The sequence below is a fragment of the Acinetobacter sp. BIGb0196 genome (genome assembly GCF_011759595.1).
In the GTDB taxonomy this organism is placed as follows: Bacteria; Pseudomonadota; Gammaproteobacteria; order Pseudomonadales; family Moraxellaceae; genus Acinetobacter; species Acinetobacter guillouiae.
The window spans coordinates 2518452-2543589 of sequence record NZ_JAAOZA010000001.1; the positions used below are offsets into that span (position 1 = coordinate 2518452).

The 25138-nt window shown below is 38.0% G+C and carries 17 protein-coding genes and 1 CRISPR repeat array; of the genes, 5 read left to right on the forward strand and 12 right to left on the reverse strand.

Annotated features, from left to right (window positions below):
- Positions 1-28 precede the first annotated feature (28 nt).
- Both FHR28_RS11585 and csrA read left to right on the forward strand, forming a co-directional pair.
- Positions 29-1309, forward strand: a complete 1281-nt coding sequence (locus tag FHR28_RS11585) for an aspartate kinase (RefSeq protein ID WP_004721171.1) — start codon at positions 29-31, stop codon at positions 1307-1309.
- Between the two features lie 243 nt (positions 1310-1552).
- Positions 1553-1804 carry a carbon storage regulator CsrA gene (gene csrA / locus FHR28_RS11590; protein WP_004721174.1) on the forward strand — a complete coding sequence of 84 codons (252 nt, stop codon included), beginning with the start codon at positions 1553-1555 and terminating at the stop codon, positions 1802-1804.
- A 79-nt stretch (positions 1805-1883) separates the two neighbouring features.
- On the opposite strand, the gene rnhB is transcribed toward csrA, so the two are convergent.
- Together rnhB and FHR28_RS11600 are read right to left on the reverse strand one after the other, a co-directional pair.
- Positions 1884-2453: a ribonuclease HII gene (gene rnhB, locus FHR28_RS11595; protein WP_166782625.1), complete on the reverse strand. Its 570-nt coding sequence runs from the start codon at positions 2451-2453 to the stop codon at positions 1884-1886.
- A 249-nt stretch (positions 2454-2702) separates the two neighbouring features.
- Entirely contained in the window at positions 2703-3080 is a 378-nt protein-coding gene (locus FHR28_RS11600; protein WP_166782626.1) for a hypothetical protein, read from the reverse strand.
- 224 nt (positions 3081-3304) lie between these two features.
- On the opposite strand from FHR28_RS11600, the gene FHR28_RS11605 reads away from it, so the two are divergent.
- The gene (locus FHR28_RS11605) at positions 3305-3856 is read left to right on the forward strand and encodes a cytochrome b (RefSeq protein WP_004721181.1); all 552 of its coding nucleotides are present in this window, start codon (positions 3305-3307) and stop codon (positions 3854-3856) included.
- A 103-nt stretch (positions 3857-3959) separates the two neighbouring features.
- Here FHR28_RS11605 and FHR28_RS11610 read toward each other — a convergent pair whose 3' ends face one another.
- The 7 genes from FHR28_RS11610 to FHR28_RS11645 all read right to left on the reverse strand — a co-directional run bounded on the left by FHR28_RS11610 (position 3960) and on the right by FHR28_RS11645 (position 16544).
- Positions 3960-4316 carry a hypothetical protein gene (locus tag FHR28_RS11610; RefSeq protein ID WP_151957887.1) on the reverse strand — a complete coding sequence of 119 codons (357 nt, stop codon included), beginning with the start codon at positions 4314-4316 and terminating at the stop codon, positions 3960-3962.
- A gap of 70 nt (positions 4317-4386) precedes the next feature.
- Positions 4387-5388, reverse strand: coding sequence for an adenosine deaminase (locus tag FHR28_RS11615; RefSeq protein ID WP_151957886.1), 1002 nt, complete (start codon positions 5386-5388; stop codon positions 4387-4389).
- A gap of 121 nt (positions 5389-5509) precedes the next feature.
- On the reverse strand, positions 5510-6829 hold the full coding sequence (locus FHR28_RS11620; RefSeq protein ID WP_004721188.1) for an NCS2 family permease: 1320 nt from the start codon (positions 6827-6829) through the stop codon (positions 5510-5512).
- A gap of 881 nt (positions 6830-7710) precedes the next feature.
- A complete protein-coding gene (locus FHR28_RS11630) occupies positions 7711-9108 on the reverse strand; it encodes an efflux transporter outer membrane subunit (RefSeq protein ID WP_166782628.1) in 1398 nt (465 codons plus the stop codon).
- Positions 9109-9126: 18 nt separating this feature from the next.
- A complete protein-coding gene (locus FHR28_RS11635) occupies positions 9127-12222 on the reverse strand; it encodes an efflux RND transporter permease subunit (RefSeq protein ID WP_166782629.1) in 3096 nt (1031 codons plus the stop codon).
- Complete coding sequence (locus tag FHR28_RS11640; protein ID WP_166782630.1) at positions 12219-15332, reverse strand: multidrug efflux RND transporter permease subunit; 3114 nt, start codon at positions 15330-15332, stop codon at positions 12219-12221. Before FHR28_RS11640 ends, FHR28_RS11635 begins: the two co-directional genes overlap by 4 nt.
- A gap of 3 nt (positions 15333-15335) precedes the next feature.
- A complete protein-coding gene (locus FHR28_RS11645) occupies positions 15336-16544 on the reverse strand; it encodes an efflux RND transporter periplasmic adaptor subunit (RefSeq protein ID WP_166782631.1) in 1209 nt (402 codons plus the stop codon).
- 254 nt (positions 16545-16798) lie between these two features.
- Here FHR28_RS11645 and FHR28_RS11650 point away from each other — a divergent pair, with 254 nt between their 5' ends.
- Together FHR28_RS11650 and FHR28_RS21915 are read left to right on the forward strand one after the other, a co-directional pair.
- Positions 16799-17320, forward strand: a complete 522-nt coding sequence (locus FHR28_RS11650; RefSeq protein WP_004721201.1) for an RNA polymerase sigma factor — start codon at positions 16799-16801, stop codon at positions 17318-17320.
- Positions 17321-17584: 264 nt separating this feature from the next.
- Positions 17585-19819, forward strand: coding sequence for a TonB-dependent siderophore receptor (locus FHR28_RS21915; RefSeq protein WP_228722059.1), 2235 nt, complete (start codon positions 17585-17587; stop codon positions 19817-19819).
- 178 nt (positions 19820-19997) lie between these two features.
- Positions 19998-20986: direct repeats of the CRISPR family, unit length 28 nt; unit sequence TTTCTAAGCTGCCTATATGGCAGTGAAC.
- A 307-nt stretch (positions 20987-21293) separates the two neighbouring features.
- Here FHR28_RS21915 and FHR28_RS11660 read toward each other — a convergent pair.
- From FHR28_RS11660 to FHR28_RS11670, 3 genes are all read right to left on the reverse strand, one after another.
- Entirely contained in the window at positions 21294-23351 is a 2058-nt protein-coding gene (locus FHR28_RS11660) for a TonB-dependent receptor domain-containing protein (protein WP_004721205.1), read from the reverse strand.
- Positions 23352-23864: 513 nt separating this feature from the next.
- Complete coding sequence (locus tag FHR28_RS11665) at positions 23865-24044, reverse strand: ribbon-helix-helix protein, CopG family (protein ID WP_004721206.1); 180 nt, start codon at positions 24042-24044, stop codon at positions 23865-23867.
- Between the two features lie 261 nt (positions 24045-24305).
- Complete coding sequence (locus tag FHR28_RS11670; protein ID WP_004721210.1) at positions 24306-24662, reverse strand: hypothetical protein; 357 nt, start codon at positions 24660-24662, stop codon at positions 24306-24308.
- Positions 24663-25138 lie beyond the last annotated feature (476 nt).

Sequence of the window (25138 nt, forward strand, 5' to 3'; positions counted from 1 at the left end):
TTAGGGTCATGGCTTATATGGAACAACTATGGCATTAATCGTTCAAAAATATGGCGGTACTTCTATGGGTACTCCCGAGCGCATTTTAAATGTTGCTCGTCGTGTAAAGCGTTGGCATGACCACGGCCACAAGGTTGTAGTGGTTGTATCCGCAATGAGTGGTGAAACAAACCGCTTATTGGCTTTAGCGAAAGCCATTACCGAAACCCCTGATCCTCGTGAACTAGACCAAATGGTGTCTACGGGTGAACAGGTAACGATTTCAATGTTAGCAATGGCGCTCAATTCAATTGGTGTTGAAGCTAAGTCACTCACAGGTCGCCAAGTTGGTATCAAAACTGACAGCGCGTTTACCAAAGCCCGTATCGAATCTATTGATACAGATGTGATGACAAATCATTTGGATGCAGGTCGTGTCATTGTTGTTGCAGGCTTCCAAGGTTTCGACATTGATGGCAATACAACAACTTTAGGCCGTGGCGGTTCTGATACCTCTGGTGTTGCACTTGCTGCGGCATTAAAAGCAGATGAATGTCAGATTTACACAGATGTGGATGGGGTTTATACCACTGATCCTCGTGTTGCACCTAAAGCGAAAAAAGTTGATCGTATTTCATTTGAAGAAATGCTTGAAATGGCATCTCTCGGTTCTAAAGTATTGCAAATTCGTTCTGTTGAATTTGCAGGAAAATACCAAGTGCCTTTACGCGTATTATCAAGTTTTGATAATGACAATGATGGCGCATTCGACGAAGATTTCAAAAACAATGTCGGAACACTAATCACTACTGAAGCGGAAGACAATATGGAACAGCCAATTATTTCTGGTATCGCATTTAACCGTGACGAAGCTAAATTAACAATTTTAGGTGTACCTGATGAACCAGGTATTGCGTCTAAAATCTTATCGCCTATTGGTGCTGCAAACGTTGAAGTGGATATGATCATCCAAAACGTTGAAGAAGATGGCACAACTGACTTCACTTTTACCGTGAATCGTGGTGAACTTAAAAAAGCCAAAGCAATCCTAGAAGAAACGGCTACAGCGATTGGTGCGCGTGAAGTTGCTACGCGTGATGACATTGTTAAAGTGTCGATTGTTGGCGTTGGCATGCGTTCTCATGCAGGTGTTGCAAGTAAAATGTTTACTGCACTTGCAGATGAAGGGATCAATATCTTGATGATCTCGACTTCTGAAATCAAAATTTCCGTGATTATTGAAGAAAATTACTTAGAACTTGCAGTTCGTTCACTCCATACAGCCTTCGGTTTAGACCGTGAACATGGCGAATCGAGTGCGCGTGCATAATTTTTGATCAAATATAGCAACTTATTCGCTGTTTTGACCAAGAAAAAATCAGAGCCACTATAGTGTTTTCTATAGTGGCTCTGTTATATTAGTTTTTGAGGTTTTAGAGAAATTTCAATAGAGCAATGTGAAAATGAAAAATTTGTCACATTATTCTGTTAAAATTATCGGTGCTATTTAAAGTTGTGTTTTCTAGTTTTTAGAAATTCATCGCAGGTTTAGCGTTTAAGCAAGGAGATAAACATGCTGATTCTGACCCGCCGTGTCGGAGAAACTTTGATGATTGGGGATCAAGTCAGTGTTACTGTGCTTGGTGTTAAAGGCAACCAAGTTCGTATTGGTGTAAATGCCCCAAAAGAAGTTTCTGTACATCGCGAAGAAATTTATCAACGTATTCAACATGAGCGTGCTATGCACGAGCATTTGCAACATATTGATCAAGATTATCAACCTTCTTTTGAAGATGATAATTCGCAAAACACCTATAATCGTTAAGATTATAGTGGTTTTGGAAACTAAAGCGGCTTTTAAGCCGCTTTAAATTTTTATTGATCAGTAAAAAACATCATCCGTTTTATTCAAGACCCAGTGCTTTTTTGACTGGCGAATAGCTACGGCGATGTTGATCAATCACCCCATGTTCAGCGATGGCGTCAAAGTGTGCTTTGGTTGGATAACCTTTATGTTTAGCAAAACCAAATTGCGGATACAACTTGTCTAACTCAACCATTTCATGATCACGCGTTACTTTGGCTAAAATACTTGCCGCACTGATCTCAGCATGTAAAGCATCCCCGCCTACGACCGCATCACAGCTCATACTTAAGCCTTTAGGAACTTTATTGCCATCTACAAGCACATGTTCTGGTCGCGTTTTAAGTGCCTCTATAGCACGTCGCATCGCCAATAATGAAGCTTGCAAGATATTCAGCTCATCAATTTCTTGATGTGTTGCTTCAGCAATTGCCCAAGCAATCGCTTTTTCCTGAATCTCAATGAATAACTTTTCACGTTTTTTTTCAGTTAATTTTTTAGAATCATTTAACCCTTGAATTGGGTTGTTTGGATCTAAAATAACTGCAGCTGCAACCACAGAGCCAACCAATGGACCTCGTCCTGCTTCATCTACACCAGCAACTAACATTTTCTTTCCTATCCTAAAAGAAGCTCAACAGGTTTTATCTGAGTTCATAGATCATCATCTTGAGATGATGACAGATCGAAAGCCCTTTTCTTTCTACATAACTTCAATCGAGTGATCAAAATTTAGAATATTTTGCTTAGCGTGAAAGACGCCATTTAAAGAAAAGAGCATCAGTCCTAAGACCATGAATTTATCAATATACAAAAAACTGTATCAATAAATTCATATGTCTTTGATGCTTTAATGCAATTATCTCATCGCTTCGGCGACACATGCATTAATTGTTTTTGTCACCACATTTGAAACAATCGTAGCACGCGCTTGAGGATCTAAAGCAGCTGTTGCTAAATCTACAGTGCTAACACTTTGGGGTGCCTTTTCACTGACACAACCACAAATTTCACTTTGTACATTGTTTTTCTGGTCTGCAGTCATGACTTTTGTTGCAGTCTTCCAAGCAGGTAAATTATTCAGTTCAGTTGTACATTTCGCATTTATCGCGATTTTAAGCGCAGCACCACCTAACTGCTGAGTTGTTGACGCTGCTGCAGCACCTGTTGGGTCATTGGTCGCGCAAGCCGATAGAGCTAAAGCGATTGAAGCAAGAAAGACAACACGTTTTTTCACAATTTTTTCCTTTTTATGAGATAAAGCTAGGCTATTTTGCCTAAACTAACACTTGGATTAAACTAAAAATTTGAATAATCACCTCATTAGACGCTAAATGGATAAATATTTCACAATTATTGCTTTAAGCGTTGCAAATTTAAAACAATACGTTGAGTTTTTAGAACTGATTTCTTTTAATAAAATCCATATTATAAGCACTAAATTAAATTGGAATCTGTGTCATGCAACAAAAATCACAATACTATACAAGGACAGCACAATGGTTGCATTGGATTATGGCAATCATCTTTATTACCGCTTGGGTCATTGGTTTTTATAGTGGCAATTTTTTAAGCTATGATGTCGATGGACCGTTTAAAGGCGATGTCATTACCCTACATAAGAATATTGCATCGGTGATTATCTTTTTGGTCATTATCCGTATCTTTTGGCGTTACACCCACCCTGCGCCTGAACTACCTGAAACCATGTCACCATTGATGAAAACTTTGGCTCATTTAGGTCATTTGGGTTTATATTTCATGCTATTGGCATTGCCAATCACAGGATGTTTGTTTAGCTGGAGTGCTGGCCATCCCGTGCCTGTATTGTACTTATTTGAGATTCCAAGACTTGTACAAGATAACCCCGATTTAACAGCGATTGTTAAACCTTTACATATTTATATTTCATGGGCTGCTGGCCTACTTCTTGTTGGACATGTTCTCGCTGCGCTCAAACATCATTTTATTGATAAAGACAATGTATTGAAAAGTATGACACGACAAGGTTAGTCATATACAGATTAAAAAATCTTATTAAAAGCACATCAAAACGGTGTGCTTTTTTTATATTTTTATTGTGGTTTAAATTTATGGCGCTTTAAATTCTAGATCTTTACTTTAATGCTTCTTTTGCACAACCTTTTAAACTATTCATCACTGCTTGTTGAATCAGCTTATTTTTTGCAGCTTCATTAAAAGTTGCCATAACCAGCTGTTTAGCTGGTACATCGTTCAAAGCATTCTCACTGACACAGCCACAGATTTTTTGCTGTGCATGTTGCTGTTGTGCAGCTGTCCATAAAAATGAGGATGCTTGCCAAATCTTTGACGCTTTTAACTCACTGGCACACTGCTGTTCGATTAAAGGCTTTAGCATTTTCTGCGTAATCGTTTCTGTGCTTGAGTCTGCACATGCAACAGTCACAGGTAAAATAATGAATAAGGTTAAACTTGTTGTTAAAAATTTCATTCTATTTCCCTCATGAAAAAAAAGCAGTGTTCACACACTGCTTTTATATGCTTAAAGAATATAGCTTGATTTAAGCCAATTGATCAATTTGATTGTTCCATTTTTGCTTTTCTTCATTTGAAATAAATGACGCTTCAAATGAATTTTTTGCCAATTGCTTTAACTCTGTATTTGATAGATCTAGCGCTTCAGCAATCGAAATAAAATTATCATTCATATAGCCACCAAAATAAGATGGGTCATCTGAATTGACAGTCACATGCACACCTTTTTGCAATAAACGATGAATATTATGTTGTGCCATATCATCCACCACACACAATTTTAAATTGCTCAGTGGGCAAACAGTCAAAGGCATCTTTTCTGCAATTAAACGTTGCATCAGTGCTGGGTCTTCTTCTGAACGTACACCGTGGTCAATACGGTTTACTTTTAATAAATCTAAAGCTTCCCAAACATATTCAGCAGGCCCTTCTTCTCCCGCATGCGCAACCACCAAGAAACCTTCTTTGCGTGCTTGAGCAAAAACCCGTTCAAACTTAGCTGGTGGATGCCCAACTTCGCTTGAATCTAAACCTACAGCAATAATTTGATCTTTATACGGCAAAGCTTGCTTTAACGTTTCAAATGCTGCTTCTTCACTTAAGTGACGCAGGAAGCACATGATCAAATGAGAGCTTATAGCCAACTTTGTTTGAGCATCATCACATGCACGTTGTAGACCATTGATCACCGTTTCAAAGGCAACTCCTCGGTCAGTATGTGTTTGTGGATCAAAGAACATTTCAGTATGTACAACTTTATCTTCTGCACATTTTTCAAAATATGCCCAAGCTAAATCATAAAAGTCTTGTTCATTGACCAGTACATTTGCACCTGCATAATAAATATCAAGGAAAGACTGTAGATTATGAAAGTTATATGCTTGTTTGACTTCTTCTACAGATTTATACGGGATATCAATTTGATTACGCTGAGCTATTGCAAACATCAACTCAGGCTCAAACGTGCCTTCGATATGTACATGGAGTTCTGCCTTAGGTAAGGCACGAATAAGTTCTAATCTATTCACGTTTTTCCTCAAACTTATTAAATTAAATTTCAATCATCCAAATCGCTTGGATTCATTTCAATCTGATTAAAACAAAAAAGGGTGCAAACTTGAGTTTACACCCTTTCCTTATTTAAATTTATTAACCACCAAATGCAACGAATTTAATCACCCAGAGTACAGCAATGATCCAAACCATATATGGAACTGTTTTCGCTTTACCTGTAAATAATTTAACCAATGCATAGCTGATAAAGCCCATTGCAATACCGTCTGCAATAGAATAAGCAAATGGCATAAATACAATGGTTAAAAATGCTGGAACTGCTTCGGTAATATCATCCCATTCAATATTGATGATACCTTGAATCATCAACACACCAACAAATAATAATGCTGGAGCAGTCGCAAATCCAGGAACAGATTGAGCCAGTGGTGCTAAAAATAAACACGCTAAAAATAAAATACCGACAACAACTGCAGTTAAACCTGTACGACCGCCTGCAGCAACACCCGCAGATGACTCAATATAAGGCGTTGTTGATGATGTACCTAAAGCAGCACCGGCAACAATTGCAGTTGAATCGGCAAATAGCGCTTTTTTCAAACGTGGTAATTTACCATCTTTCAATAAACCAGCACGATGTGAAACCCCGACCAATGTTCCGGTTGAGTCAAATAAATCAACCAAGAAAAATACGAAAATCACGCCGACTAAACTTACCGTAAATAAGTTTTCAAAATTCATTTGCATGAATGTCGGTGCAATAGAAGGAATCGAACCAACAACCCCTTTAAATTCATTTAAACCTAAAGCTGTTGCAATACCAGTGATTGCTAAAATACTGATAATAATTGCGCCACGAATTTTATAGTGGTGCATAATCACGATCAGGAAAAAACCCAATAAAGTCAGTAAGACTGTAGGTTGTTTTAAATCACCCAAACCCACCAAAGTTGCTTGATTTGCAACAATAATGCCTGAGTTTTTCAATGCAACCAGTGCAAGGAATAATCCAATACCACCACCGATTGCAAATTTCAATGACATTGGAATCGCATTGACAATGGCTTCACGGATTTTAAACATGCTAATTGCGATGAAGACAAGTCCGGAAACAAATACAGCAGCCAAAGCGGTTTGCCATTCAACGCCCATGCCTAAACAAACGGAATAGGTAAAATAAGCATTCAGCCCCATACCTGGTGCAAGTGCAATCGGATAGTTTGCAACAACCCCCATGACCAAACAACCAATCGCAGCGGCTAAACACGTTGCCACAAATACGGCGCCATGATCCATACCTGTTTCTGAAAGAATCAATGGGTTAACAATGATGATGTAGCACATTGTTAAAAATGTCGTTAAACCTGCCAGTATTTCGGTTCTAAACGTTGTTTTGTTTTCGCTCAGTTTAAATAAGCGTTCAAGCAAACCCGCTGAAGGATTTGGATTCGTCATTGTTGAGCCCCTGTTAAGTTTGAGCTATTCGTTGATAAAATCGAGTTCATTTAAAAAAATGCTAAATGCCGTCAATTAAGGCCATAATTCAGCATTCAATAAACATACCAAAATGACATTTCCGATAAAAAACTTGAATTAAAAAAGCTGCAGATTAGCAGCTTTCATTTTCTAGAAGGTTTAACGGTCGTTATCGATTACATATTACAAATTATAACATACAGTTTAAATAATTTTATCAATCTGACGCTTTTAGTCATCCAATTCATGTGAACTCAGAAGTTTAATGCTTTAAGGATATACAGTGCCTAAATCAAATCACCGTATTACTTACTTTGAGATGATTGTGATTATTAGGATTAGACTCAATTTTCCGAATGGTTAAATTCGCATCTTTGATAATATCTTGCATTTCTTGTTGTTTTTTTTGTTGCGAATCGACATAAGAAAAATAGCCTAGAAATATCACACTACTAAACACGAAAAAAGTTACAAGCTTTACCATTTCAAAATCAAATCAAGGTATAAATTTCGCTGATTATACACATAAACGTGACACAAATAACACTTTAACAATAAAATTGTCCGACAAATCACAAGTATTAACTTGCGCTTTCATAGTGCATACCAAATTTTAGAACCTACTATATATCTAAAATGGTGCTATTTGTTTTAAATGATGATTAAAAACGACATTAAGCTTGATCAATCAAAGACAGTTTTTAAACACACAAAGTTTTCAATAACAAGAGTTTAGACAGCTTAGCTTACACACTTAAAAACGCATGTAAGCTTTTTAAAGTGTAAGCTTTTAAATCAGTAATGTTTAAATACGCTATTCAAAGATTTAAGCCAACTCACTTAAGTTTTACATAGGGCCTTCAACTGATATTTCCACCTAAGGCTGCAATCAGTTGGGCTGTATTTTTTAACTGCAACTGCTTGAGCTGTAAAGTTGCCTGTTCAGCCTGTAAGGTTAAATTCTGTGCAGTGACCACTTCTAAGTAACTGACTAAGCCAGCATTAAAGCGTCGAGTTACAACTTGTTCATTTTCTAAAGCAAGTTTAAATAGTTGAGCTTGTTCAGATTGTTGTTGTTTAAAACTGGATGACTGTAAAAGCGCGTCTTCCACCTCTTTCCAACCCGTTAAAACAGCCTGTCTATACGCTGCTGCTTTTTCAGCATAACTCGCTTGTGCTTGTGCAATCTCAGCCTTACGTTTTCCACCGTCAAATATCAATGCCGTTGTTTGTAATCCAGTCGACCACAAATACTGTGGTGCTTGAAACAATTGACTCAACACGCGACTATTTACTTCACCCGTTAAGCCAATACTGAGATCGGGTAACCATGCTGTTTGAGCCAAACCCAATTGGGCATGTGTTGCAGCCAATTCACGTTCAGCACGGATTACATCAGGGCGCTGGATAAGCATCCGACTTGGTAGCTGAGTTGGTAATGTTGGAACTTGAAAGTGCTGTTTCTGTTTGACCAATTGAAATTGAGCAACCGTTTTACCTTGTACCACAGCTAAAATATTTTCTTGTAAATCACGTTCTCGCTGGGTTTCTATCTGCTGGATTTGCACTTGCTTGAGTTGTGTTTCAGCCTGTATCACATCCGCTCTCGCGATCATCCCTGCAATATATTGGTTATTTAAAATTTTGACGGAACGCTGATAACTGTGTTGGGTTTGTCGTAAAACATCCAACTGCGCATCCAGTACTCGGATATTCCAATAGCTTTCTGTGCCCAATAATTGTTGATTGAGTTTAACTGCTGCTAAGTCAGCCTGTGAAGCCTCTAAATTTGCCTGTTGCCCTTCAACTGCTTTGGCGACCCTGCCCCATAAATCAGGAATCCAACTGACCTGAACACCCGTTGTAAATTGGTTATTTGGCGTACTGTCCTTTGTTCCACTACGTTGTGCAGAACCATTTAACTTTAAACTTGGCAAACGGTTAGCGCGTTGCTGCTCAAGTAAGGCATTGGCTTGTTGATATCGTGCTTCTGCTTGTTTCAGACTCAAATTTTCTTGATTCAATTGTTGCATCAATTGACTAAGAATAGGATCTTGAAAAATTTCCCACCAAGTGTTGGCATTGACTTCTAAGCTTGCGGTTTTTTTCCAATTTAAAACAGCATATTTATAATGATCATCCGTTTGAAGGACTGGCACTTTATATTCAGGCGGATGCAACACAACAGTAGAATTGCATGCAGTCAATATCAAGAACACACTAAGGCACATGACATTTTTAACGATTAAACTCTGCATTATATTTTCCTATTTACCTCAATGAAGTGCATATTTATTTTTCAATCTCAAACAAGATTCAGCACATTTTTCCAACACCAAATACAAGACAGGCGTTGTATACAACGTCAATAATTGACCCAAGGCTAAACCACCCACAATGACAACACCCAAAGGCTGACGTAGCTCTGCCCCTTCTCCCCAGCTAAGTGCCAGTGGAATTGCACCCAGCAACGCTGCGGTATTGGTCATCAGAATTGGACGAAAACGGAGAGCTGCGGCAGACAAAATAGCCTGATATGCAGTCTTGCCTGCTCTTCTTTCTAATAAAGTAAAATCAATTAAAAGAATGGCATTTTTTACAACAATTCCGATCAATAAAAACATGCCCAAAAGTGCAATTAAGGTGAATTGGAAATTAAATAACCATAAGGTCAACAAAGCCCCCAAAGCCACTGCGGGTACTGTCGATAAAATCGTCAATGGATGAACCAGACTTTCATAGGTAACCCCAAGAACGATATAAATAAGTAAGATCACCACACAGACAAGTAACGGCGTCGATAAACCAGCCTGCAAACTTTCTGCCTCGACATCTTTATCTGTCATGATAAAAATTTCATTGGGTAACATCACTTCGGGTAAAACACTACGAATAGCCGCATCCGCTTGTTCATAGCTATAGCCTTGTTTAACCACATAACCAATCCCCATTGCGGCATATTGGTTGCGTCGATAAACCCGATCATTGGTAATACCATAAGACCATGTGGCAAAATTACTGAGTGGTACAGCAATCCCTTGTTGGTTTGGAATGCGTACATTTGCCAGCGCTTCAGGATGTTCAGTAAAGTGTTTATCGACTTCCATCACCACATAAAACTGTTGGGTTTGATCATAAATAGTCGAAATTTGGCGCTGCGAAAATGAGTTATTGAGTACACTTGAAATATTTTCTATGTCCACACCCAAACGACGTGCTGCTTCACGGTCAATGTCTAAAGTCACATGCTGAGCCCCTTCATCACCCATGGTTTCAACTTCTTCTAACTCTGGAAGCTTCTGCATTGCCTGAGCAACTTTAGGCGTCCACTGACGTAATAACGCAACATCATCAGATTGCAGTAACAACAAATAATCTTGCCCACTTCCACTTGAAAATGGATCATCCAATTCTAGTTCCTGTTTGACTTGTGCAGAAAAAATCGCACCTGCCAGCCATGGGGCATTTTTTTTAATTCTATCTACAATTTCATGTGAAGATTTGCCATCTCGCTCTGCTTTGGGTTTTAAACTCACCATTAAAAAAGAATTGGTGATTCCGCCAGCACCACCAGACGTACCAATCACATCTTTGACTGCGGGATCCTTTAATACACTTTCACTAAAGGTGGCGATTTTGGGTTGCATAATTTGAAAGGAGAAGCCATCATCCCCTCGAATAAAAGCTTCAACCCGTCCGGTATCTTGCTCAGGTAATACCCGTTTGGGTAATGTTTGATAGACATATACAGAAGCAGCAATTGCACCGCCCCATAGCAAAATGACCAAATAACCGTGTTTGATCATCCATTTCAGTGAATGCAAATAGAGCTGACTCAAACCCTGCATCAAGCGATGGCTATAGCGATACAAAACCTGATGTTGATAACGCTCTAATGGTTTTAAACAGCGTGCAGATAAGCTTGGCGTAAGGACTAGGGAGACAAATACAGATAAAATAATAATAAAAATCAGTGTTAAAGAAAACTCTCTAAACAATCGTTCGATTACACCTCCCATAAATAGCACGGAAATAAAGATCACCACCAAAGCCAAATTCATTGCCAGCAAGGTCAGACCGACTTCTCGAATACCATTTAAGGCAGCCTGTATAGGCTGTTCACCCTGTTCTATATGACGTTCAATATTTTCTAAAACCACAATTGCATCATCAACCACGAGCCCAATCGCAACAATCACCGCCATAATCGACAAGTTATTCAATGAAAATCCAGCGAGATAAACCAGGCTGCATGCGCCAATCAAAGTCACCAGTAAAGCAATACTTGGAACAAGAGCACTTTGCAGACGACCTAACATCAGTGCGACCACAATAATCACCAAAAGCATGGAAAATAATAAAGTATCCCTTGCCTCATTTAAGCCCGCCCGAATAATTTCCGATCCATCCATCACTGTGGTCAGTTGTGAATCTGCTGGAATTAATCTGCTTAACTCTGGTAGTTTTTCTTTGATCTTTTCAATTGTGGCAACGGTATTTGCATTGGGTTGACGGCTGATTTTAATAATAACCGCTGGTTTGCCATTGTGAAAACCACTTACATAACGGTTTTCGACCGAATCCTGTACCTCAGCCACATCTTTTAAACGGACAACTGTCTGACCATTTTGATGTATGATCAAATTGGCAAAATCATCCGCTTTTTTTAAACGACTTGGAAGCTCAACTTGCCAACGTAACTGTTCAGTTTCAATTACCCCTAAGGCTTGTACTGTATTACTTTTTACAATCGCTTCACGAACTTGCTCCAAAGACACCCCTTGTGAAATCAAGGCATTTGGATTGAGTTGAATTCGCACAGCTGGCATAGATGCCCCGTCAATGACAACTTCCCCAACCCCATTAATTTGCGCAAGATTTGGCTGCAGCTGATTACTGGCAATTTCATAGAGTTTGCCCGCAGAAAGATGTTCTGAACTCAGTGCCAAATAAAAAATTGGACTCTGGCTTGGATTGATCTTGAAATATTCAGGAGGGCTTGGCATTCCAGAAGGCAGCTGTGACATCGCAGCATTGATTGCAGCTTGGACCTCTCTGGCGGCTTCATTGATGTCAGTCTTTAAATCAAAATGCAAAACCACTTGGGTTGCGCTTTGATTACTTGAAGAATTAATCGCTTTTACCCCTGAAACGCCCATCATGGCGCGCTCTAATGGCGTCGCCACGGTGGCAGACATACTTTCAGGACTTGCACCAGGTAAACTTGCTCGCACCACAATCGTTGGAATATCTGCCTGTGGTAAAGCGGCTACAGGTAAGCGAAAATAGGCCAATATACCCAATAATACAATTGCGATTCCCAGTAAAATACTGGCAACTGGTCGGTGAATAAAGGTCGAGAGAAAAGTCAAAACTCTCTCCTTGTCGTATCATGATCTGTGGGTAAATCATCTACAGATAAATCTGAATTGGTATGTTGCAATGAATATTGCAGACGATCAAAAAATAAATAAACCACTGGTGTAGTAAATAACGTGAGGACTTGACTTAAAATCAAACCACCCACCATGACGATCCCAAGAGGCTGACGTAATTCAGCCCCTGAACCCGACGCAAGCATCAATGGAATTGCCCCAACCAGTGCCGCAAGTGTGGTCATTAAAATTGGGCGAAAACGCATCAGTGCGGCTTGATAAATCGCTTGCTGTGGTGACAATCCGTCATTACGTTGTGCAGCCAAAGCAAAATCCACCATCATGATGCCATTTTTCTTGACCAGACCAATCAATAAAATGATCCCAATCAAGGCAATCATGTCCAACGGCCGATTAACCATAAACAATGCCAACAAGGCACCAATTGCAGCAGATGGCAAGGTAGAAAGAATGGTTATCGGGTGAATAAAACTTTCATACAGAATGCCTAACACAATGTACATGGTCACTATTGCTGCAATCACCAACCAGAACGTATGTTGTTGCGAGTTCTCATAAGCAGCAGCTGCACCTTGCAGTTTGACTTTCACTTCTGTTGGTAGATTTAGACGCTGTTGTACACGATCAATCGCTTTGATCGCATCCCCGAGCGCGATCCCTGATGCAAGATTAAAAGATACCCCATTGGCCGGAAATTGTGATTGCTGTTGCAGAATAATAGGCACACGTTTTTGCACAATATTGGCAACGGAACTGAGTAATATCGGCTCTCCACTTTTATTATGAATATAGGTTTGCCCTAAAGCATCTATACCTTGAGTGAATGTTGGGTCAAGTTCTAAAACAATACGATATTGATTAGATTGCGTGTATAAAGTTGCAATCTGGCGCTGCGCAAATAAATTTTGTAAAGCTAAACTGATATCTTCAATGTTTAAACCCAAACGTGCTGCGGCATCTCGATTGACATCAATAAATGCTTGTAAGCCCTGCCCCCCCTCTTCACTAGTTACTTGTGCAAATTCAGATTGTTGTCGTAAAGCATCAACAAATATAGGGGTCCATTCGGCTAAATCTGTCGTTTTAGCAGCGCTTATACTCAGTTGATATTGAGTACGACTAATTTTATCTTCAATACTCAGCTCTTGTACTGGTTGCATCCAGCCTTGAATCCCTTCAACTTGAGCGAACTGTCCTCTAAGTCGTGCCATAATTTGATCTACAGGATCTCTTTCAGCATGCGGCTTTAGATTAATTAAAATACGTCCATTACTTAGTTTTGGATTATTGGCATCTATACCAATAAATGAAGACAAACTTTCCACAGCAGGATCTTTTAAGATCTGCCCCGCGAGTGTTTGTTGACGCTCACTCATCGCTTGGAATGAAATATCATCAGGCGCTTCAGTCACCACCTGTATGACACCACTGTCCTGTACAGGGAAAAAGCCTTTGGGAATCATCCAATACAGCAGACCCGCTAAAATGACGGTACTCAACATCACCGCAAGTGTCATTACTTGATGCCGAAAAACCCACTGTAACGCTTTACCGTATTGTTGGATAATTCGGTCTAGACTCCAGCGACTGTGAGAAGTTGAATGTTTGGCATTTTTTAATAAATATGCGCACATCATTGGCGTCAATGTAAGCGACACCACCAATGAAATTGCGATTGCTGCTGCTAAAGTGACAGCAAATTCATGGAACAGTCGCCCAACCACATCCCCCATAAACAGTAATGGGATTAATACTGCAATCAGTGAAATCGTCAGGGAAATTAAGGTAAAGCCGATTTCTTTAGATCCTTTAAGTGCGGCTTGTAATAAGCTTTCTCCTGCCTCACGATGTCGTGCAATATTTTCCAACATCACAATTGCATCATCGACTACAAAGCCTGTCGCAATGGTGAGTGCCATTAAAGTCAGGTTATTGACAGAGAATCCTAAAAAATACATGATGACAAAAGTACCAATAATCGACAGTGGTACGGCAATACTAGGAATAATCGTAGCGGATAAATTTCTTAAAAATAAAAAAGTCACCATCACCACCAAGCACACGGCAAAAACCAATTCTTTTTGCACATCATCAATGGAGCTACGAATACTCTCAGTTCGATCGGTTAACACTCGAATTTTGACATTTTCAGGCAGATTTTTTTGTAGCTCAGGCAATATTTGCTTAATCTGATCTGCAACTTGAATCACATTGGCATTCGGTTGGCGCTGTACATTGACCAAGATTGCAGCTTGACTGTCTGCCCAAGCCGCCATATAGCGATCTTCGCTCCCTTCTATGACTTTTGCCACATCTCTAAGACGTATCGGTGCGCCATTGTTCCAACGTAAAATTAGATTTTCATAATCTGCAATCGAGCGAATCTGATCATTGGCATCCAACATGGTGGTGCGATATGGTCCATCAAAGCTGCCTTTGGGTTGATTTGCATTGGCAGAATTAATTGCAGAACGCACATCCTCAGCACTCATTTTATAGGCAGCAAGTGCCGTAGCATTCATTTGCACGCGTATTGCTGGACGTTGCCCCCCCGCAAGGCTGACCATCCCGACACCTGAAAGCTGAGAAAGCTTTTGTGCAACTCGGGTATCCACCATGTCGTAGACTGTTGTTAAAGGTAAAGTTTCTGAGCTGATCGCAAGGGTAATCACAGGAACATCAGCAGGATTTACTTTACGGTAAACCGGTGGTGCTGGTAGATCATTGGGTAATTTACTGCTGGCTGTACTGAGTGCTGACTGTACTTCTTGTTCAACGACACCAAGTTCTGCGCTCAGTTCAAACTGCAAGGTAATAACGGATGCCCCCACTGAACTACTAGAAGACATTTGCTTTAAACCAGCAATTTTACCCATTTCTCGTTCGAGTGGTGCGGTGATTGTGCGTTGTACTGTATCGGGATTGGCGCCAGGTTGAAAAGTATAGACTTGAATAATTGGATAATCGACCTGTGGCAAAGCAGAGACAGGCAACAACCGCCAAACCAAGAAGCCACTCAACAGCAGTGCTAACATCAATAATGTGGTTGCGACTGGACGTAAAATAAAGAACCGTGAAATATTCATGATTTATCCAGCAGTTGGCTTGGCCGTAGAAATTGGCTGTTGATTCTCTACAACAATTTGAACTTCTTTGCCTTCCGAAAGACGATCAATTCCTTCAAGTACTACTTTTTCGCTACCCTTTAATCCGTCTAAAACTTCAATTTGACCATTCGAGGTCATCCCCAGTTTTAACATGCGAATTTCGGCTTTGTTTTGCGGATTGATAATATAAACATAGCTGCCTTTTGCACCATGTTGTACAGCATCACTCGGGATACTGATTGCATTTTGAATGGTTTGAGTATTTAAACGCACATTGACAAACTGATTTGGGAATAAGGCATCATCATAATTATCAAAAATTGCTTTTATTTTTAAAGTCCCTGTACTGATATCAATCTGATTATCTATTGCTTGTACATGCCCCAGCGCAAGTTGTTTTTGCTCTGTTTTATCCCAAGCAGTTACCAACACTTTATCGCCATTTTTTAATGATTGACGCAGATTTGCTAAATAGTTTTCTGCCACTGAAAATTGCACAAAAATTGGATGAACTTGAGTGATACTGACTAAACCAGCACTTTCATTGGCTTGAATAAGGTTACCAGCATCTTTCTGTCTAAATCCAACCCGCCCCTCAATAGGCGCATAAATTTTAGTATAAGACAGCTGTAGTTTTGCAGCATCTACTTGCGCCTTGTTCGCCTGTATTTGACCTTTAAGCTGGTTGACCAGCGCCAATTGCTGTTCTACTTGTTGTTTTGCAATTGAATCTTGTTTAAACAGCAATTGATAACGCTGCAACTCTGTTTCAGCATTTTGCAATTGTGCTAAATTCTGCTGCCGTGTTCCTTCAGCCTGTGCAAGTGAGACCTGAAACGGCGCTGGATCAATTTGTGCAAGGAGCTGACCTTTTTTTACGGTTTGCCCTTCTTTAAAATAAATCTGCTGTAGAACCCCGGAAACCTGACTTTGTACATTCACAATATGCGTAGGAATGACTGTACCAATTGCTTTAATTTCAACCTGTAAATCTTGTCGTTGTACTGGCACAGTTCGCACGGGTACAGGTTTACTCCATTGGCTATATTCCTCTGCGGGTTTGGATGAGGTTTTTTTCCAATAGAAGCCTGCTAGTCCGAAAATAATCAGCAGCATAAATCCAATTAAATATTTAAATTTACGGCCAATAAAACTTTTTTTGGGATTTACATTTACAGATGGCTTACTCATAAAAACTCTTATTCATAAAGTCGCAGAACGATCAAAATTTACAATTGCGAAATAATTAAAGTGAAATTTCACAGATACCCATTGTTCATCTCATTAATAATCAAGAATAAATAAAGGTTAGCTTCGCTAATTATCATGTTGCATTTTGTAATCTTTATTATTGCATTTAATAATCATTATCACTATCATTATTTTCAACACTTTCTTCCTCCAGCAAAACTCCATGTAGTTCGCTTTTTAAACAGGCAACTCTTATGCATTTGAACGTACAAAAGCAGCAATGGTTTGATCATATTTATCAAGACCATCAAAATACTTTACTTTTGTGGTTCAAACATAAACTTCACAACCATCATCACTCTGAAGATCTTAGTCAGGAGGTTTTTTATCGTGCATTAAAAAGTAATTACTGTTTTGAAAATATTAAAGAACCCAAAGCATGGTTATTGGGAATTGCGAAACATGTAATTATTGATCATTGGCGCCACCAACAAGTTGAACACTTATATTTAGATGCGTTAATACATACACCACAGGATGGCTATCCATCTGTAGAACATGAAATATGTATTCGAGAAAGTTTGTATCAAGTTCATCAAACACTAGAAAGACTACCCGAACGCGTAGCACAGGTCTTTTTATTATCACAAATGGAAGGTATGACCTACCGCGCAATCGGTGAAAAACTTAATATTTCTGAAGCCACGGTAAAACGAGATATGAAACAAGCTTTTTTAGCCTGCTCCAGCATTTATAACACAACATTTAATTCATAATAATTTTACCTATAAAACAATAGATTAAATAAAAACCAGTATATAAATCCAATTAAACATATTTTAAAATTTATCTCAAACTTATTTAACATCCATTTACTGATTAAAAAAGTTGTTTTAAGCCCTCTCTATCTCTCACTATTCACTCTTGTGATCGACTGTTTTCGCATCCAAGTACATACACACTATTTAAATAATAAAAAAATGAGCTTTTTTTAAAACAAAAACGACTAAGTACATGAATATGACTCATACGAGAATCTAATGAAGGAACATCAAAGCAAACATGCATTAGCAATTGCAATTCGGACTGCACTTTGGGGCGGATCTATTTTTTTAATAAATGGATCTATATTCGCAGCACCGAACCCATCTGATGGTCAAGAACAAAATTCTACTCAGCTTCCTACCATCACTGTATCTGCCAATAATACCAATAGCCTTACAACCGAAGGCTCTGGTTTATATACCGCTAAAGCTACTACCGCATCAACAGGCTTGGCACTCAGCCTAAAAGAAACACCGCAATTGGTCAGTGTAATCACACGTCAGCAAATGGAGGATCAAAACTTAACACAATTAACTGATGTCGTAACACAAGCTGCTGGATTAACAATTAATCAAGGTGGAAATATTGGCTCAGATAACTCACCAATTTATGCACGAGGTCAAACTGTAGACAACTATTTATTAGATGGTGTGAAATTACTGAACTCATATTCTAGTATTTTTCAAAGTCAAGACACTGCACTCTTTGACAGAATAGAGATTGTGCGTGGTGCAAATGGTTTAATGACTGGTGCTGGTTCTGCAAGTGCTAGTATTAATATGGTTCGAAAAAAACCATTACAAGACTTTAAAGCTTCTGTAAGTGCTAGTGCTGGTTCTTGGGATGCCTATAGAACAGATATCGATGTTTCATCACCATTGAATCAATCTGGTAATCTCCGTGGTCGTGCTGTATTGGCTTATCAAGATGGTGACTCTTATATCGATCGTTATTCAGAAGAACGCAAAGTTGCCTATGGTGTACTTGAAGCAGATTTAACAGATCGAACCAAAGCAAGTCTTGGAATTAGCTATCAACAAATTGATATTTCAGGCATCGCCCGTGGGGGATTACCTTCATATTATACTGATGGATCTTTAATTGAATGGTCGCGCTCTGATTCGGCTGCTGCAGACTGGACGTATTCAGATCGATCAACTACTGCATTTTTTGCAGATATTGAACACAAGTTCAATGACAATTGGAAACTTAAAGGTATTCTTTCTCGAACAAAAACCTCTTCAGATGAAGTTGTTGGTTATGCTTATAGCTCAGGGATAGATAAACAAACTGGAAAAGGTGCTTTAATTTACGCAACACGTTGGGATTATGAACCTACTCAAGATTTATTTAATTTAACGCTGAATGGCTCATTTAATTTGTTCAACCAAACCCATGAATTAGTTTTGGGAACAACTTTTACTAAAAGTGAGAATCAACGTCCAACCTACTCAGGCTGGAATAATGGCATGTCTTGGAATGGAAAATTAGACAATATTTTCAGTTGGAATGGCAATACACCAACTCGACCTGAGACGATGATTGACGGCTGGTATAGTGGCGATGACAGTAGTTATTCAATATTCGGTGCTGTCCGGTTAAAACCATCAGATAAGGCAGCAATTATTTTAGGAACACGTGTAGAAGACTGGAAACGTGTCTCTATAAATCATGACAATGCTAAAAATACAACAGATATCAAAACCCATAAAGAAAGTGGTGAAGTAATCCCCTATGTAGGACTTACCTATGATTTAACTGACCATTGGACAACATATGCCAGTTATACCAATATTTTTTCACCACAAGATAAAAAGACAGTTAAGGGGGACTATTTAGACCCTCTTGTCGGCAATAGTACTGAACTAGGGATTAAAGGTGAATTTTTTGATAATCAGTTGAATATAGGTGCTGCTGTTTATCAAACTAAAGAAGATAATTTTGCAGTCGCTGTTCCTGAACAACCCGATAATTCACACATTGCTCCCGATGGATCTCAAGCATATACAGCGGAATCTGGAACCAAAAGCCGCGGTATTGAATTAGAAGCCACGGGAAAACTCTCTGAGTTATGGCAAATTTCAGGAAGTTTTACTCGAAATTTATCACAAAATAGTCAAGGTAATAGTATAAACACCAACATTCCAAATAATACTGCTAAATTATTTAGTACCTATACTCTACCTTACTTTGATCAAGCTCTAACAATAGGTGGTGGCCTACGTTGGCAAAGTGATATTTATTCTGATATAACGCTCCCTGTAAAGACTCGTTTTACCCAAGACAGCTATACTTTGGTTGATTTAATGGCACGTTATAAAATCAATAAAAATTTATTGCTGAATTTAAATATCAATAACTTGTTTAATGAAAAATATCATTTAGCCACAACGAATAGTTACTACGGTGCACCAACTAATTTTAGAGTGGGGTTAAAATACGATTGGTAATTCTGAAACCTATTTATAATTAGCTAAACATTGATTTAGCTTAAAATAAACCAATGAGTTAGATGTAGAGAAAGTTACCGTTAAGGTAGCTTTCTCTACAAATTCAAATATTATCAAGATAACTAAAATAAACGCCTCTGCTGGTCTAGCAGTAAATCTCATCTAGTTCTTCCGTTGATTTTTAAGCTGCCTATATGGCAGTGAACTTCGTCAACGCGACTTACTTACTTATGAATCATTTCTAAGCTGCCTATATGGCAGTGAACAATGGGTTACGTTGACGGGTGATCAAGCATTTTTTCTAAGCTGCCTATATGGCAGTGAGGCGGACCTGGGTGTCTTCGCTCTTCATGATCTTTTTCTAAGCTGCCTATATGGCAGTGAACTCATCTTTGGTCAAGCCTTTATCAGTGTTCGGTTTCTAAGCTGCCTATATGGCAGTGAACAGCAACGTTACCAGAACCAGCCCGTAAATAATTTTCTAAGCTGCCTATATGGCAGTGAACCTGCTGATCCGCTATTGCCTGCTCAATCAAAATTTCTAAGCTGCCTATATGGCAGTGAACATATCCTCATTTACCAAGACTTCTGACGCTTCTTTCTAAGCTGCCTATATGGCAGTGAACAATGTATATATAAATGAAAATTTTATTGGAGAGTTTCTAAGCTGCCTATATGGCAGTGAACCTGCATCTTGAATTTGTTGCTGAATCTGTTCATTTCTAAGCTGCCTATATGGCAGTGAACAGCAAGCTATAGCTAAGATTAACCGATATGCATTTCTAAGCTGCCTATATGGCAGTGAACATAGAAATGTAATCCTTAAGGCTCGTCAGCTTTTTCTAAGCTGCCTATATGGCAGTGAACATAAAATCTGATATTCTCTCCTTATTAAAAAATTTCTAAGCTGCCTATATGGCAGTGAACGCTCTAAAGCAATGCGTTTCTTTTCTTCGTGTTTTCTAAGCTGCCTATATGGCAGTGAACCAAACGCCATTGTCAACAATAATGGCATGAAATTTCTAAGCTGCCTATATGGCAGTGAACCAAAGCGAAAACGATCCTCACCACCACAATTATTTCTAAGCTGCCTATATGGCAGTGAACGAAATTTGCTTGCAGGAGTGTCATTTACAAATTTTCTAAGCTGCCTATATGGCAGTGAACTATAATTTTAAATCAAAAAACACCCTGATAACAGCAAGTTAAATATAAAAACCATAAAATACCCAAAGTTTTTTAAAACATATATAACCAACTGATTTTATTAACCTATAAAATGATCAAAAAATATTGGGGGAAATTTTGGTACGAATAGAAGAATACCTAAACCCTAAAAAATCATTGTTTTCACTATTTCATACACAGCATTCCATCCATCCAAATAAAAAATACATAGCAAAAAACCATCCGCAGATGGTTTTCATAACGCATGATTTATTACTGAAGTGAGTTTTCACTTCAGTATGATTGATTAAAATTTAAAGGTTGCGCCTACAAATACTTTTTGACGCTCAACGAAGTATGCGTCTGCACCATTTGACAATTTTTTATCAAGTAAATTAGTAAAGCCACCACGTACAGTGAGCTTATCATTCACTTGATAATTGCTTGCTAGATTTACAATCGTATGTGGTTTTTGCATCGTAGGAGTAGCGCTTTTATCAGTTAAATATTGCTTACCTAAATATTGCGCAGACAATTCTACATTGAGTGGATCTATCGGTTGCCAATTTAGGGCTGAATTTACCGTTAATTTTGAAGTGGTCAGTAAGGTTGCACCAGTATCTTCATTTTTTGCTTTTAAGAAATACGTTGCATTATTATTCCATTTTAGATTGTCTAAAACTGGGAAATTTACAACCATTTCTAGACCACGCGTTACTGCATTTTGAATATTTTCATTTCGAGTAAACCAAATACCACCTTCGTGACCTAACGGCGAATAAGTGATTTTATTTTTAAAATCTGTATGGAAGAATGTCAAACCTAGGTCTGTACCAAAACCAGTATAATTTACACCAATTTCATAGTTTGTGCTTTCCTCAGGCTTAAGGTTTGGATTACCTGTCATAAAGCAGCTACCACCCGTATAGGTATCTGGCTTTTGCTTACTGTCATACCAAATTTTACCTCTTAACCCATTGCAACCATTCCCACCAGATTCAGTTGCCCCACCAGGAGATGATTCTTTCACAGTTGGTGCACGGAAACCTTTTGCGATCCCCCCTTTAATCACAAGATCATCCATTGGACTATAAACTAAATAACCTCTTGGACTATGATGCTCACCATATTTATCATCATGATCTAAACGATTCCCTACTGTTAATGTCAAATTATCGAGCAGTGAAATATTGTCTTCAAGAAATAATGCCCAATTTTTATTATCCACCTTAGGGTCGGTATAGCTTTTCCCATCCCAACTGCCACCAGGTAGAGTACCAATCGTATCAGTATTGGTTAATTCTTGTTTTTTCCATTGACCGCCAACAGTTAAGACTTGCTTAAACATTAGCTCAAATGGCATGGTTAAGCTACCCTCAACAATCAATTCATTTGATTTACTCGTAACCTTATTAATACTTGAATCATAATCATTGTAGTATGCGCTTAACTTAGATTTACCAATTGCCCACTCACCATCATGCGATACGCTAAATGAATTATGTTCTAATTTTTTAGCTCCCCAACTAGTCTCTTGTTCTGCACCTGTTTTGGCGTTAATTTGAGAACCTTTTTCATTCTTTTGGATACTGTGCCCTGCTTCAAAACTGAATGACTGTTTATCTGTTGGCTGATAGTGCAACATCGCATTGTAGTTTTGATCTTGAGAACCTGTGGTTCCGTTACCTGCTGAATATTTCTTATCTGCCTCTCGTTCAGTCATCCCTGCCGTCAAGCGTAAACCTAAGGTATCAGTTAATGGACCAGCAGCCATGACACCTGTTTGTAAAGAAGTGCCTAAATCAGACGAAGTTGTTGGCTGAGTATAATTTAAAGTGACATTACCGCCCCAAGCATTGGGAATCTTCTTAGTAATAATATTAATTACACCTCCCATCGCATCTGAACCATATAAGGAAGACATTGGACCACGAACGACTTCAATTCTTTCAATCATATCGGGTGTAATCCAGTTTAAATCCTGACGACCTAAATCTGGACGATAACTTACATCTCTTGAAGACCCGATGCGTTTACCATCAACTAAAATCAGTGTGTAATTGTCTGGTAAACCACGCAATTTAATCTTAGAACCTTCCTTCGAAGGACTAATTCCACCTGTTACCCCAGGGACTTTACTTAATAACTCTCCAAGACTACCCACAGGTTGTTTTTCAATATCTTCGCTTGTAATAACACTAATACTTGCTGGTGCTTCTTTAACATCTACTGCCTGACTACTCGCAGTCACCACAATTGTTTTTAACTTTGTCGCATCTTCAGAAGTATCTTTTGCATATGCTGAAATTGACATTGCTGTGAGTATAGAGATTGACAGCGTTTGAAATCTTAATTGTTTATTCATGTTAATACGCAACTTAAATTACGGAGGAATTGTGAAAGAATTGTTGCGTATTGTATTTGAGCAAAATCTCAAATGCAATTACTAATAATAATAATTATCATTTATATATTTTTAACTTGAGGTAAATTTATGCAAATACACTTAATCTCAAATACATGAAAAGTATTGTTTTTAAAGACCAAATTCAAGGAATAGTTTTATCAAAGTTGAATTCAAAAATTTATTTTTGGGTGCACTTTTTATAGCTTTCTTTTTCTACAAAAAAGAAAGCTTACAAGCCATCAAACTGCTTGTAAGCTTTCCTTTGCTTATTTTACTCACTATCATCAAGATCAAATTGGTCAGTTTTAAAGAATCAAATACATTAAAAATTTATAAATATCAAAATCTTCAATAATTAGTACAATGTTTTTGATCAATCTTACTCAATTTTTTCTGATTCAATAGAAATAAAACCCGCTTTTCCCCCTAAAAGCATAGTCCTATTTCTTGATAAAATAGTTAAATGAAATGTTACTTTTTCGGTAAAGTGGGTTTAGTCGCATAATCTACACCATGCTTTTCTAAATACTCACGAATCAGTTGGCGAACCACTTGTGAAGGCTTTAGATCCTGACGATTGCACAATTCCTCAAAAGCTTCCTTTTTGTTCGGGTCTATCAAAATAGTTAATCTTGCTGTTTTATTTTCCATATCCCCAATCTCTTAATTTATTTAGAAATAGAATTCTAATAACATTTATGAGTTTTTCAATGATATTTTTTTATTTTATAGTATTCATATTTATAACTTTACATTCATAGACTTAAGTCGACTATTTCACTCAAGTTTCAATATCTTTAGATAACCTATATTCGGGCTGTATTTATATGCTAAATATACTTTCTATTTTTGAGTATTGATGATTTAAAATGGCTATTACACCTTATCCAATATAATAGCCAATCGATGTTTTTAGGAAAAATCTAACTCTTTTTCAAAAATTCGAAGTTCATGTCTTGCCATCGCTAAGTTCGATTTTTGGCGATCCAATACCAGATATAAAAATAAATCGCTATTCTTTTCAAGTGGACGTAATAAATGATACTGCTTCCCGAGTGTGATCAAAACATCATCAATCGTATCTTTCAAATCTAGTGCTTTTGCTGTTTTAATTTTTGCTCTTAAAACTTCCGTATTTCCAGCAGCAGCTAGTTCTAAATCGATCCCCGTTCCTTGAGCGGCAAGTGATAATCCACTTGTATAGTCTACAAGTGCTGCTGCTGTGAAGCCATCAATTTCAGCCAATGGATTTAAGTCAATTTTAGCCATTATTTTTTACCCCTTTTATTCAATATAAGATGATTTATATAGATTTATAACACTATATAACAACATAAAAATATCATAAAATGATAATAAAATATTATCTTATTATAATAATATGTGATTTTTTTAATGTTTTTCAGCACCTTGACACACAAAAGCCCTCCAATGAGGGCTCTATCAAGCTTTTGAACTTTTTAGCTCAGTGCTTACATCACTATAGTAAAATTAGATCTTCTTCTTTTAGCAACTTTTATAATTTTTGTTTGTTTTGTTTTTCATAGGCAAATAGTAGATAAGAAATCTGTAAAAATAATTACAGTTCAAAAATATCCAATTAATTTTTAAATCCAACACCATGATTGCATAGCATTTTTTGACAATAAAAATTAGCCAAAAGTACTCTTGGTTAAAACCACAAAATTAGTCGTCATTCTGCTTGAATGATATTTTCATTTGTTTAAAAATCAAGCCCGATGCGA

Bases quoted from the DNA above. Each gene is read 5' to 3' on its own strand.
- FHR28_RS11585 (WP_004721171.1), top strand. From the start codon at position 29: ATGGCATTAATCGTTCAAAAATATGGCGGTACTTCTATGGGTACTCCC.
- csrA (WP_004721174.1), top strand. From the start codon at position 1,553: ATGCTGATTCTGACCCGCCGTGTCGGAGAAACTTTGATGATTGGGGAT.
- rnhB (WP_166782625.1), bottom strand. From the start codon at position 2,453: ATGTTAGTTGCTGGTGTAGATGAAGCAGGACGAGGTCCATTGGTTGGC.
- FHR28_RS11605 (WP_004721181.1), top strand. From the start codon at position 3,305: ATGCAACAAAAATCACAATACTATACAAGGACAGCACAATGGTTGCAT.
- FHR28_RS11610 (WP_151957887.1), bottom strand. From the start codon at position 4,316: ATGAAATTTTTAACAACAAGTTTAACCTTATTCATTATTTTACCTGTG.
- FHR28_RS11620 (WP_004721188.1), bottom strand. From the start codon at position 6,829: ATGACGAATCCAAATCCTTCAGCGGGTTTGCTTGAACGCTTATTTAAA.
- FHR28_RS11630 (WP_166782628.1), bottom strand. From the start codon at position 9,108: ATGCAGAGTTTAATCGTTAAAAATGTCATGTGCCTTAGTGTGTTCTTG.
- FHR28_RS11640 (WP_166782630.1), bottom strand. From the start codon at position 15,332: ATGAATATTTCACGGTTCTTTATTTTACGTCCAGTCGCAACCACATTA.
- FHR28_RS11645 (WP_166782631.1), bottom strand. From the start codon at position 16,544: ATGAGTAAGCCATCTGTAAATGTAAATCCCAAAAAAAGTTTTATTGGC.
- FHR28_RS11650 (WP_004721201.1), top strand. From the start codon at position 16,799: ATGCATTTGAACGTACAAAAGCAGCAATGGTTTGATCATATTTATCAA.
- FHR28_RS21915 (WP_228722059.1), top strand. From the start codon at position 17,585: ATGAAGGAACATCAAAGCAAACATGCATTAGCAATTGCAATTCGGACT.
- FHR28_RS11660 (WP_004721205.1), bottom strand. From the start codon at position 23,351: ATGAATAAACAATTAAGATTTCAAACGCTGTCAATCTCTATACTCACA.
- FHR28_RS11665 (WP_004721206.1), bottom strand. From the start codon at position 24,044: ATGGAAAATAAAACAGCAAGATTAACTATTTTGATAGACCCGAACAAA.
- FHR28_RS11670 (WP_004721210.1), bottom strand. From the start codon at position 24,662: ATGGCTAAAATTGACTTAAATCCATTGGCTGAAATTGATGGCTTCACA.